The organism is Ruegeria sp. BE9 (assembly GCF_056538765.1).
Genome location: NZ_JBQFTS010000005.1, coordinates 69,557 through 81,425 on the forward strand (window position 1 = coordinate 69,557; position 11,869 = coordinate 81,425).

At 52.2% G+C, this 11,869-nt stretch carries 9 protein-coding genes; 6 read left to right on the forward strand and 3 right to left on the reverse strand.

Annotated elements, in window-relative coordinates; genetic code table 11:
• The first annotated feature begins 224 nt into the window (after window positions 1-224).
• The 4 genes from ACR0EO_RS14590 (at window position 225) to ACR0EO_RS14605 (ending at window position 5,136) form a co-directional block, all read left to right on the forward strand.
• Window positions 225-986 (forward strand): sugar transferase, encoded by a 762-nt coding sequence (locus tag ACR0EO_RS14590; protein ID WP_480691420.1) that lies wholly within the window; start codon window positions 225-227, stop codon window positions 984-986.
• A gap of 283 nt (window positions 987-1,269) precedes the next feature.
• Window positions 1,270-2,472 carry a polysaccharide biosynthesis/export family protein gene (locus ACR0EO_RS14595; RefSeq protein ID WP_480691151.1) on the forward strand — a complete coding sequence of 401 codons (1,203 nt, stop codon included), beginning with the start codon at window positions 1,270-1,272 and terminating at the stop codon, window positions 2,470-2,472.
• Window positions 2,465-3,850, forward strand: a complete 1,386-nt coding sequence (locus ACR0EO_RS14600) for a GumC family protein (RefSeq protein WP_480691153.1) — start codon at window positions 2,465-2,467, stop codon at window positions 3,848-3,850. The genes ACR0EO_RS14595 and ACR0EO_RS14600 overlap by 8 nt, the downstream gene beginning before the upstream one ends.
• Window positions 3,851-3,870: 20 nt before the next feature.
• Window positions 3,871-5,136 carry an O-antigen ligase family protein gene (locus ACR0EO_RS14605; protein WP_480691155.1) on the forward strand — a complete coding sequence of 422 codons (1,266 nt, stop codon included), beginning with the start codon at window positions 3,871-3,873 and terminating at the stop codon, window positions 5,134-5,136.
• 26 nt (window positions 5,137-5,162) lie between these two features.
• Here the strand turns inward: ACR0EO_RS14605 and ACR0EO_RS14610 are convergent, their stop codons facing one another.
• From ACR0EO_RS14610 to ACR0EO_RS14620, 3 genes are all read right to left on the reverse strand, one after another.
• Window positions 5,163-6,329, reverse strand: a complete 1,167-nt coding sequence (locus tag ACR0EO_RS14610) for a glycosyltransferase (RefSeq protein WP_480691157.1) — start codon at window positions 6,327-6,329, stop codon at window positions 5,163-5,165.
• Window positions 6,330-6,412: 83 nt separating this feature from the next.
• Window positions 6,413-7,435, reverse strand: coding sequence for a hypothetical protein (locus ACR0EO_RS14615; RefSeq protein WP_480691159.1), 1,023 nt, complete (start codon window positions 7,433-7,435; stop codon window positions 6,413-6,415).
• Window positions 7,436-7,504: 69 nt separating this feature from the next.
• Window positions 7,505-8,161 carry a LuxR C-terminal-related transcriptional regulator gene (locus ACR0EO_RS14620; protein ID WP_480691161.1) on the reverse strand — a complete coding sequence of 219 codons (657 nt, stop codon included), beginning with the start codon at window positions 8,159-8,161 and terminating at the stop codon, window positions 7,505-7,507.
• 882 nt (window positions 8,162-9,043) lie between these two features.
• Here ACR0EO_RS14620 and ACR0EO_RS14625 point away from each other — a divergent pair.
• Window positions 9,044-10,150, forward strand: coding sequence for an NUDIX domain-containing protein (locus tag ACR0EO_RS14625; protein ID WP_480691163.1), 1,107 nt, complete (start codon window positions 9,044-9,046; stop codon window positions 10,148-10,150).
• Window positions 10,151-10,237: 87 nt separating this feature from the next.
• Complete coding sequence (locus ACR0EO_RS14630; protein ID WP_480691165.1) at window positions 10,238-11,662, forward strand: nicotinate phosphoribosyltransferase; 1,425 nt, start codon at window positions 10,238-10,240, stop codon at window positions 11,660-11,662.
• Window positions 11,663-11,869 lie beyond the last annotated feature (207 nt).

Here is an 11,869-nt window from a genome sequence, read left to right on the forward strand (position 1 = left end):
CTGCGTCGAAGTAATTTGAGCGATGTGGATCCAGTTTCCGCAGAACGTAAGGCATTTGGATTAGAGAAACGCGGCGCCCTTTACGCCTTATTCGTAACTTGCCGGAAACGCCTTCAGACACCCAATCTTAGGTACTCGATTTTTGAAGTTCATACAAAGTTAACCTGTTCATTGCGGGGTAATCTGTTTTGGGACAAAAAGCAGAATCCATTAAACTAAAGGCGATGCCCTCTGCCCATCATAGAGGTGCCGGTGCATATGCGCCGCTATCGCCAAAGAGAAGCCGTGACTATTTTCGCCCCCCAGACGCACTGCTGGGAAATGAGCAAAGGGCACAAACCGCTGGCGCGTACGAAGTAGACCAATCCACCCCCCTCGGAGGCCGCTCCAAGCGAGCGCTGGACTTGATGATTGCATTGCCGATGATCATCGTTCTGCTGCCTGTTATGATCGTCATCTCTGCGATGATCTATTTGACAGGCGGTGGAAGTCCGGTGTTTTGCCACCAGAGAGTTGGTTATCGCGGGAATTTCTTCCCGTGCTACAAGTTCCGCACCATGGTGCCCAATGCTCAGGAAGCTCTGGAGAAGTACCTGGAAAGCGACCCAGAGGCGGCGCGAGAATGGAAGAAAAGGCAAAAGCTCCGTTTTGATCCACGTGTGACGCGGCTGGGCAAGATTCTGCGAAAATTCAGTTTGGATGAATTTCCGCAGCTGTTTAATGTTCTTACGGGTGAAATGAGCTGCGTCGGACCGCGTCCCATCACGATGGAAGAGCTGGAGCGCTATGACACACGTGCCGATCTGTATTTATCGACCCGCCCGGGTTTGACAGGTCTGTGGCAGGTCAATGGACGCAGTAGCACAGACTTCGCATACAGGGTCGCCGTAGACGAACGATACGTCCGGGATTGGACTCTTGCAGGCGACTTTGCAATCCTGGCCAAAACACCTGCTGCAATTTTGCGGATTGCAGAAGCACACTAGAAAAAGTCTCAAAATAAGAGATTAAGCGATTAGAAAAACTGGAAGTTTTGCCAAAAAGATGGCATTATAGGTTACGCGGAAAGACAGCCGTAATCCGGCGTTAAGAACACAATAGGAGAACTACCAGCTTAATTGATAGCGCGCCGAGCCGTTACCCGCGGACACCACGGTCTAATCGGAGATTGAAAACCCCGAGCGGACCCAGAGTACTCGAGGTGCTGACCGTATGAAGCTGACTAGTATTAAACAGTATTTTGTTACCCTAATATTAAGTTCTCTGCTTGTGTTTCTTTCGCCAGCTGTCAGTTGGGCTGAGGAATACCTGCTTCAACCTGGTGACGTTCTTTCGTTCAAAATCATTGGACCTGCGGAGCTAGAGCAAGACGTTCCGATCGAAATGAACGGGACGGCTTGGTTCCCGATCATTGGCGAGGTTCAGGCCGCCGATTCCACTCTGAAACAACTGCGTGAGCAGGTTGCAAATGCTTATTCAGTAACCAGTTTTCCGGTAACTTCTGGCGCTGAGAACGTACCACAGCTCATTCTTTCGAGTCAGGTTTACATAAGTATTTCGAGTTACAAACCGATATACATCGCCGGTGATCTACCCCAGCCACTTGTTCTAGATTTCCAACCCGGTATGACCCTGCAAACCGCTGTCATCTTGGCCAACGCTGGCGCTGCAAATGACAACCCTGGAATCACTGTATTGGAGCAGGAAGAGGCGGTGTTGCTCAACCTCGCCCGTGCCAATGCGCGCATTTGGAGGCTCAAGACTCTTTTAGGCACTGCTACGCCACAGGATTACGACAACATTTTGGTCGCCGATACACCAGATATCAGGCAGATCATTGAGTTGGAAAAGGAATTGATTGCAGCCAGAACGGAAGATTTTGACCGTCAGGGGCGCACAATAGCAAGCAATATACAGCGGGCCAGAATGCGGCTGGCAGCGCTGAGCAAACTCAAGGCAAACGAGGAAAAAGGTCTGGTTCTCGATGAGCAGATCGTCGACGGCCAACTACAGCTTGAGGCCAAAGGTTTAGCGGTCGTCACCCGCCTTATCGAAGCCCGCCGTTCTGCCATTTCAAGCGCCGGCAGCATCATGCGGCTTGTTGCAACAATCGAGGAAGTGCAAACCGAGCTGGATTTCCTACAAGATGAATCCGAGTCAATTCAGATCAGTGCGCGCAGTCAGGCTTGGGAAGAGTTGGCTGACGCAATTGGTGATGCTCAGGATCGCCGCGCTGAACTGGCTACACTTCGAGCCGCGCGAGCCGCAGTTTCATTGTCCCGAACGCGAATTGTGGCCGTGATTACGCGCCGTGGCGAAGTGCTGCCACCAGTGGATATCGCTACAACTGATGAAGAACTGTATCCCGGGGATCTGGTCGAGATAATCTATTCCCTGTCGGGGGATACACAAAGTCCAAGGAGTGAAGAAGCAAAGATACCAGTTACAGAGCGGGTGAGTAAAAATGAATGATCCACGGAACAATCTGCTGGACGCCGGTTGGCGAGATGACACAAGTGGGCTGTCTTACCTTATCGACATGTTTCGCAGACAATACCTAGTCCTCATTCTGACGCCCTTGGCCTTCTTGGTGGCAGGATTGATTTTCCTTGTGAGTGTACCTCCCCAATTCACGGCGACAGCATCTTTGCACGTTCGGTTAGATCAGCCTGGATTGACCGATGATCTTTCCCCACTCAACACCCACGCCGAACTCATCCAGTCGAACCGGATCACCAATGAGGTGATAGATGAACTGGGGCTGGCGGAAATTCTTGAACCAAATCCTAGTCGATTGAGCCAGGCCATTGCCGGTACTCGCAGATGGCTGCGGCTTGAAGCCCGTGAAAATTGGGCGGTGGCAGATGACGAGTCACTTTTGATTAGCAAAGTGCAAAAAGGGCTTACAGTTGAGAGAGTTGGCGATTCCTCGATGATTGCCGTCGGCTTCACATCTTCGCAGCGACCACTGGCTGTTGATATCGCCAATGCTTTTGCCTCGATCTACGTTCAGGACGTGACGGCCTCGGCCGAAAGATCGCTCGCGCAGCGTAAAGAGAACCTGGAAAACAGGGCTGAGCAAATGCGAAGCCAGGCGGTGACGGCGCAGGACACGGCACGCAGGCTGATATCCCAAAGCAACTATATTGTTACTAACGCCGATGACCTGGAGAACCGCATCGTAGAATTCCAGCAGCAGCTGTCCAACAGCAATGCCAATGAAGCTGAAGTTAAGGCTAGGCTAGCTTTGCTGTCGCAAACAGGAGGCATCGATACGCTGCAAGCTCCGGCCCTTCAGGATGACGAAACGCTCGAGCTGTATAGCGATATGCTGAGCGCCTCTAGAAAGCTTGAACAATTCAGAAATCAACCGGGCGTGTCCAAGGATACGCTGGCGCGACTGGAAGAAAGCGTGGACGGGATGCGTGCTTCTCTGGAACGCGCGGTTCGGCATATTCGCGATGATCTTGAACTTGAACTTGCGGTCCTCGCAGCCCGAAACACGGCGGTTCAGAATGAACTCAACGCGATACAGGAATATGGGGACAGCACCGAATGGGCGCATTTACTCGAAGCTCAACGCAGTGCCGTCATCTTTGATCGCATTTACCAACAACATCTGAATGAGCTTGAGAATCTGAAGCGTAGCGATGTTTCGCCTGACGTGCGGTTGGCCTCTGAGGCGCGACCTCCGATAAATCCATCTTTCCCCAAGTACAAAGTTATTCTCGTCCTGTTTCTACTGTTTGGTATCTTGACCGGCGTTGGTCTGGCGATGGCCCGGGAATGGGCAGCAAAGGATGGGCTAAGGCCGGGATCTAAGTTAGGCGGCCGCAGGCCACAGCGCTGATGACCGATGCCGGGATCAGAATGTCGCCACCCGTCGGCCGCACGGTTCGGCTTCCATTTCTAATTGGTTGCGCCTTCCTCGCAATGATCTGTTTCCCCGGACTTTCTGGCTTGCCCGGAGGCATGACCATTGCACATGCTTTAATGTTTGTGGGTATCCCGTTTTGGTTTTCCGCCGCTGCTACACGCGAAACCCTGGTGCTGGATGATGTATCGAAGATCGGGGTGAAGATCATTGCTGGATGTTTGATCTTTCTAGTCCCTTGGGCCTTCTTGTCCGCGTTGAGCTCACCTGACCCACTCAGATCCGGTAGGGTGGTGGTGACCCTGATTTCCGGATTTGCGATTTTCTTTCTGATTGTTGGAACCGTCACTCAAACGAGGCTGTATTTCTACATCCAGGTTCTTTGCCTCACGTTGGCAGCAACTTGTGTCATCAGCTTTGCGGCGTTTTATGAACCAAACCTGAGAAGTATGATCTTTGAAATCCCAGATCGCGCGTCAGGATTTTTTAAGAACCCCAACCAGTTTGGCATGGCGATTTCGACCTTAGTCCCCATTGCCACCGCAGGTTTTGTTAGTCAGCAGCGACGCCGTCTTATCTGGGCCTTTTGTCTGGTCGCCTTTTTGTTAGGCCTGATCCTGAGTGGGTCTAAGACGAACTTGATGCTTTCATCCTCGACCTTAGCCTTTGTCCTCTTTTCGTATTCGATCATCGCTTTTTCGGGAGTGACGCGTATGAGCATGATGGCGCTGAGTTTCCTGGCAATATGTGCCATCGCTCTTGTGAACTATGTCCTATTGGTGGTGTTCAACCCCCGCGCGCTTCTCTTGTTTCAAGCGCTGATTTCTGAGGACGAAGAGCTGCACTCGCTCGAAGCCCGAAACGATCTCTGGCAACGTAGCTTGGATCAATTCTACTCAAATCCGGTTTTGGGGCAGGGGGCGGGTCATCCGCTTGTTTTGCCTCATGCGGACTCGGTAGTAACGCACAGCCATAACGTTCTGCTCGACTACCTTCGAACGTTAGGAGCCCCTGGATTTACCGCTTTTGCGATAGTCATAGCCACGGCCGTATTCCTGTCGGTCAGTACGCTTCGTTTAGCGTTCAAGGCGCAATTCGCCAGCAATCGGGATCGGATATTGTGCGTGGGGCTGGCGACAGCACCGCTGACTTACATTGCGGCCAACTTTTCAAGTGACTCAATGGGTCCGTCAACAAGCCCGTTCTTCTGGGTGGTTCTTTTTCTGAGTTTAACCGCACGATTGTTGTTGCGGGTGAAATAGGTCCACGTGTCTGTGGCGATGCAGGTCTAAGCCTGTGCAGATTGAAGCGATTTGTCCGGGGTGTTCTCGCTGTACACTGCTAACGTCTCTTTCGCCATTAGCGAGCTGTCCCATCGCCCCAAGTCGGTGTCGAGTGCACCGCTGGCCAATTTCGCGCGAACGCTAGGGTCGGATAATACCATTCCAAGGGCTTCAATCAGAGAGGCCCAGTCGCCATGAGGAACAATCATCCCGCTTTGTCCGTTCTCGATGATCTCGTCGATGCCTGGAAGGTGAAACAGAACAACCGGGCGGCCAGCGGCGAGATATTGCAGAACAGAGCGCGGCAGGCCTTCACGGTCCGAACAGTGTACGCAGACATCACTCAACGCGATTATCTTCTCGGGGTCATCCCGATAGCCAAGTAGTTTAACTTGCGTCTGTAAACCCATTGCCGAGATCTTTTTCGCGATCTCTTCCCGCATATGTCCTTCGCCGGCAAAAACGACTCGAACATTGGGGAAGCGATCCAAGACCGGGTGCAGATTATTCAACAGGCTCAGATGGTTCTTGCGCGGCTCAAGCGCTGATAGCATCAGAATTACAGGAGGTTTGTCTTTGTTCTCGCCTACTTCCAAAATTTCGCGCCAATCGTCAGGCCAGCTGGCGTTTGAGAAGCGTTTCAGATCAAATCCTGAACGCACCACATAATGGGGGCGGTCTGTGCCGACCCCGTATTCAAGGCATGAGTCTTTCATACCCTCGCTGACATGAATGTAGGCGTCTGTCTTGCGTGCAGCAGAGCGTTCTGCTGCCAGGTAAGCGGTTCTTTTTAGGCGGGATTCCCCGAGAAACGGCAGGATATGTACGCCATGAACGATCAGTGGAACGCCAACAGAAGATGCCGCAAAACGCCCGACGATCCCAGCCTTGGATTGGTGGGTGTGCACAACGTCGGGCGAAAGGTGTCTAAGAATGCTCTTGGTCTGTCGGTAAGCTGACACATCCTGAAAGGGTCTAACCTCTCGGGTCAGCGCGGGCACGGGGATGAGATGCAGGTCAGGCAGAACTTGTTTGTAATACTCTGGGATGGATTCGTGGCCGTGAAGCAAAAATACTTGGTGTCCGCGTTCGATTTGCCCCGCGCAGGTTAGCAGCGTGTTTTCTTCCGAACCGGCACGGAGAAGTCGGGTTAAAATATGGACAATCCTCATGGGCGTGAACCTCCGCTGCGAACTGGCAAAAATACTTGAAATAGCCCGACGGACACAGAACCTGCAGTCGCTGCGTCGATTGCTTAGTAGAGACCCCCGTAAGTTGCTTGGTCACAACGCGCCGGGTCTGCGACCGTGTCGTCGGTAAAGCGCTCAATGCGAAAGTGGCAGTCAATCCAGTTCTGCCTGACTCCTTCCCAAGCCTCTCGTGCGGCTTCGCCTTGAAGGATGCGGAAGCACGATGGCGGTTTTGCTAGCTTCTCGGGCCAAGCCATGTCGGATGTCCAAAGGAACAGGTTGTTTCTGCAATCCGTTATCTTGTCCAAAGCGTGGCTGAATGACGAAGGGCTGATTAAATCCTCAGGACCGACTGCTATGACGCTGTCATAGATCACCAGCTGTGGTGACGCTTCATTCGCTTTTATGGGAAAGCCCTGTTTTACATCACCTTTATACAGATAAGGCTCAAGGCGCATCAAAACCCCTGCCATTGTGACCGTCTCTGCGCTTCCTTGAGCGGCTTCGTCCGGTGATCGCAGGCTAATGACCGAAAAGCATCCGTCCAACAGAGAATCTTTGATCATCCCGCTTTGCAAAAAGTCGTTCTCGACGCAGTCGTCGCGCACATTGCTCAGCCAGACGTGTTCTACCCGAAAAAATGGCGAACTGCCTGCTATACGGATCCCGTCCCAAAGTTGCCGTGCACGAACACCCTCGACGCTGCCGTGTGGGCTGTCCCACAGTCCGACTGCGGCACTGTTGCAATATGTGTGAACCCAATCGGATGTCATGGGTACTTCGCCGTCAAAACGACCATCGATCAATACGGCTGCCTCGCTCTCGTAAACCCTTACAGGATAACGGTTTATGCTAAGGGGGCCGACATCGCAGTCAGAGATCTCGTCCGGGTTTGAGTTCTTACTGTTGGCCACGCGGAATTCACCGTGCCGCATGTCAATCAGGGATCCTGGCTGGATTTCCCGCGCAACAAATTCCTTATAGGCATGATTTCCACTCAGCGTGATCGTTTCCGCCCCGGCTATCGTGGCGAAAAAGCACACCAACAGTGACCAGAGGCATCGGTAATGTCCGACGCCCAAGTTCATGGAAGCACCTGTTTCCAAGCCGCTTTGCGAGTGTGTCGACCTAGCTTCCTCAAAAGGGTTAGCGTCCATTTATTGCGTCGCATGCACTTGGTTCAACTTGAACGCTGCTTCCGTCCTGTTAACGACATTCAGCTTTTTGAGGATATTGCGCACGTGCACTTTCACGGTGTTTTCGCACATGCCCAGTTCGAAGGCGATCATCTTGTTTGGCTTGCCTTGACGCAAAGCCTCGGCAACGGCCGATTGTCGCGAAGTTAAGAGCTCATTACAGGGCTCTTCGGCCGGTTTTTCTTTTACTATCGCTTGGCTTAGCGCTTCTAGGCCTGATCCTGTCAGTACGAAGCCTCCGGACGCAGCCGTTTTGATTGCGTTGACGATGGCCTTCAAACCGACGCTTGCAGGGATGTAGCCATTCACACCACATTCCAGAACCGCAACCATCTGATCGATGTCTTCGCAATCCGATAGAACCACGACCGGAACCGCCTCTGCGGCTTTCACAAGGCGACGTATCGAGGCCAAGGTTTCCGACTCGAGCATTTCTGTCTGAGTGAAGCACAGAATAATGGCATCCGGTTTTAGCTCGGATGGGTCACTTTCGATGTAATAGTCAACGGACTTGCACCCAATCAGGCTAACACCAGGATGGAGTAGTCCGATACTATGCGAAAGACACTCCTGCCAAAGACGTTGGCCTTCGATAATGACAAACCTCGTTTCACGCAAAGAGCCTGTTCTTTGATTTGGCTTGCCCGACACTCCGTTTTGTTCCCTGGGAAGGGGCAGTGTCGCCTGGTCCGTACTATAGGTCTGTAAAATTTTCCCTCTCACAAGTTTTACCCCCCAATACTAGTCATCTAAGAATTAACAAAGTGGAGCACGCATCACCGGCAAATTCCGGGAAGTATTTTTTGCTCCATCTTAATGTTCAACATTAACGCGAAAATGCTCACAAAACAAGGAAATGCTCATAAAAATAGGGGGAAAGAGCGTTGAAAGCGTCGAGTGTGCCAAAGGGTTATGCACAGCAAGTTGCCTGCAACTAGGGTCGTGACCAATCTGCTCGGTCTTGCGCGGTGAATGCACTATCGTACCGCTTTCAACCCTAGATAATTTTGTCAAATGATTGGGTGAAAGACGGGTAGAAGCTGTCTCGTAGAACTCGAAACATCGACAGGTTGTCGTTTCCTGATGTGCCGCAATGCGGTCTGTGTCGTTTAGTTTGTTGAAAAACCGAGTTTTGAGGCACCTAACTCAACCGGATGAGGTACATGCGTTGGCTTAACGTTCTTTGTGCTCTGAGGCGGGTCGAAATTCAGAACGTCGCAGTTCCAAGTTCTAAATTGATAAGTCAGCAATCATCCATAAGGTGTAGGCGCAGGGCGGGCGCCAGTTTATTATGATTTGCGTTTCCAATCCGCCGTAGGACGTAAGCCGCAGCCCCAAAAATCATGTTTTTCCTGGACGAATTTGGTCTGATCGCACCCTTTAAACACTGTGTTTCCAATTTGGATTCACGTCATGATTGACAGTTGGTGGCCCTTCTCGTAGGTCTTTAGACAGCGCAAGGAGGTCTTGCGCAGACATCGATAACGCGGAGGTCGCGCTATGACTCAGGTCACTCTTTCAGTGATCATTGGACGGTTTCAGCCTTTTCATAAAGGCCATCGTAAGCTGTTTGAATATGCATCCAAAATCTCAGATCAAACCCTCGTTCTGATCGGCTCGGCTTTCCGGCCACGATCCGAGAAAAACGCGTTCAAATGGAGCGAGCGCGCAGCTTTTATCACTGATGCGATGAAGGGTGCAGGTCACGCCATGGACATCACGTGTCTGCCCCTTGTCGACACACTTTACGACGACGGTACATGGGCGGGAAATGTCCGTACGGCGATAGATCTGCATATCCGAAACAGATCTTTGGCCCGGGCTGACGTCAAGATCGTCCTTGTCGGGCACGACAAAGATGAAAGCAGCCGTTACTTGCGTTGGTTCCCCGAATTTCAAGCTGCGTCCGTCGATGCAGAGTGCAACGGGGCGGATGTATTGAACGCGACCGACATGCGAGCGGCTTTGTTTCTGGGAGCGGCGCCGACCGCCCAAGTGCGGGAGGTCTTCGGCGCGTTTGAGACCGATCAGGTCATTTCTTGGATGGAACGACATCCCAAGGAGGTGGCTCAGGTCAAAGCCGAGGCAGAGTACAACCAGACTTACAGGGCGAACTACAAAAAGGCGGTCGCCGCGTTTGGTTATGAAATTCCGGCAGATTGCGCAGACGCCGTGGTTGTACAGAACGGACATATCCTGTTGGTCGAACGTGCAAACGCGCCGGGGAAGGCATTGTATGCCTTGCCGGGTGGTCACTTGCAAAAAGAGACCGCACAAGAGGCCGCGATCCGGGAGTTGATCGAAGAAACGCGTCTGAACATTCCGCGCAAGCTGTTGGAAGGGCGTATTGCAGCGCGTCAGGTCTTTGATCACCCTGAGCGTTCAGAACGTGGCTGGGTTCGAACCGAGGCGTTCAAGTTTGAGCTGATCGACGGCAAGGCGCAAGAAAAGGTCAAGGGCGCAGATGATGCGAAACGAGCCTTTTGGATGCCGATCAATCAGCTGACCCCAGACGTAATGTTCGAAGACCATTTCGACATCATTCAGGCCTTGGTGCCCAATGTGCCATTTGCCTATTCCTCGGTTCTTATGAGCCAGATTCACTGAATTCAGAGGTCTTATAAGGCCTTTGTACCACAGCCCGCCGGGAGGTCCGGCGCGGCTTACCATATCCGATCCAAGGAGGACTGGACCATGATGATGCAAACATCTCTTTTTGCAAACAGCATCGATGCGGATAATTTTCTGCTGGATACCGACAGCTACAAATATAGCCACCCTCAACAGTTTCCAGAAGGCACAGAGCGGGTATTTGCCTATATCGAACCACGTCGTGCCGATGGTGAGATAGACGCGGTGCTGTTCTTTGGTCTGCAAGTGGAGCTTGTGAAGCTTGCGGGCAGGGTAATCACACAAGAGATGCTGGATGAGGCGGCGCCGTTTATAGCTGCGCACGGGTTGTCACTCTACGTGGAAATGTTCCAGTACATAATCGACACTTACGACGGGCATTTGCCGGTTCAGATCGATGCATTGCCAGAAGGAACCATTGCGCCGGTGTCGATCCCACAGGTGCGGATCGTAAATACCGACCCGAAATGCTGGGCCTTGCCAGGTTTTCTGGAAACAAGACTGTTGCGGGCTGTCTGGTACCCCAGCACCGTCGCGACTATCTCGAACCATGTCGTGCGTAAAATACGCGAGCGCTTGATCCAGACTGACAGCAGCGATGAGGGCCTTGCATTCAAGTTGCACGATTTCGGAGCGAGGGGAGCGACCAGTTGCCAAAGTGCGGCGATCGGTGGGGCCGCTCACCTGGTGAATTCGATGGGGACTGACACGATTGCCGGCGCGGTGCTTTCCCGCAATGTCTACGGTGCCGATATGTCAGGGTTTTCGATTCCTGCGACTGAACACAGCACTGTTACCTCGTTTGGTCCGGATGGTGAGCTTAGCTTCATGCGGCGCTTTCTGCGGGACAACCCAGCTGGTATCGTCGCCTGTGTATCTGACAGCTATGACCTGATGCGGGCGGTGCGAGAATATTGGGGTACTGAACTGCGCGATGAGGTTCTTGCACGCGATGGTGTTCTGGTGGTTCGACCGGACAGCGGTGATCCTTTGCAGATCGTGCCGGATGTTATCGAAGCTCTGATGGAGCGGTTTGGCTATTCTCTGACACCGACCGGTTTTCGTATCCTGCCTGATCAGGTGCGGGTCATTCAGGGTGACGGAGTCGACAAGCGTTCGATCGTGAAGATCATGGATGTGATGATCGACCGTGGATTGGCTATCGGAAACATCGCGTTTGGGATGGGCGCGGGTCTTTTGCAAAAGCTGGATCGCGATACGTTTTCGTATTCAATGAAAACCTCCGCCATTTGTGTGAACGGAGTTTGGAGGGACGTATTCAAGGATCCGGTCACTGCAAAAGGTTCTAAGACCTCTAAAAAGGGTAGGCTCGGGGTGCTGCAGACCGACGCTGGGCAGTTCGTTGTTCGGCCACTGACTAACATTCCTAAGGGTCATGACGCCTTAAAAACCGTTTTTCGAAATGGTGAAATTGTGAGCCGTCAGAGCTTTGAGGAAATTCGAAAACGGGTCGGATTACTCGTCTAAAAAGCACAGCCGAAGCCGCTCTTTTTGAGTGGCTTCGTGCCGACCAGTGGCCTTCGTGGGTGGCTTCCGAATGGACATCAAGTATCGTGATGATACTAAGGTGTTGCATTTCGGTCATGAATACGATCAAACCACGTTAGAGTGAACTTATTCACAGTAATCTCCTTTAACTTGCGCTTAACCTTTTTGTGAATGCTGATGGGGATA

Excerpts from the sequence above, each read along its gene's own strand:
- ACR0EO_RS14590 (WP_480691420.1), top strand. The coding sequence starts at position 225 with ATGCCCTCTGCCCATCATAGAGGTGCCGGTGCATATGCGCCGCTATCG.
- ACR0EO_RS14600 (WP_480691153.1), top strand. The coding sequence starts at position 2,465 with ATGAATGATCCACGGAACAATCTGCTGGACGCCGGTTGGCGAGATGAC.
- ACR0EO_RS14605 (WP_480691155.1), top strand. The coding sequence starts at position 3,871 with ATGTCGCCACCCGTCGGCCGCACGGTTCGGCTTCCATTTCTAATTGGT.
- ACR0EO_RS14610 (WP_480691157.1), bottom strand. The coding sequence starts at position 6,329 with ATGAGGATTGTCCATATTTTAACCCGACTTCTCCGTGCCGGTTCGGAA.
- ACR0EO_RS14615 (WP_480691159.1), bottom strand. The coding sequence starts at position 7,435 with ATGAACTTGGGCGTCGGACATTACCGATGCCTCTGGTCACTGTTGGTG.
- ACR0EO_RS14625 (WP_480691163.1), top strand. The coding sequence starts at position 9,044 with ATGACTCAGGTCACTCTTTCAGTGATCATTGGACGGTTTCAGCCTTTT.
- ACR0EO_RS14630 (WP_480691165.1), top strand. The coding sequence starts at position 10,238 with ATGATGATGCAAACATCTCTTTTTGCAAACAGCATCGATGCGGATAAT.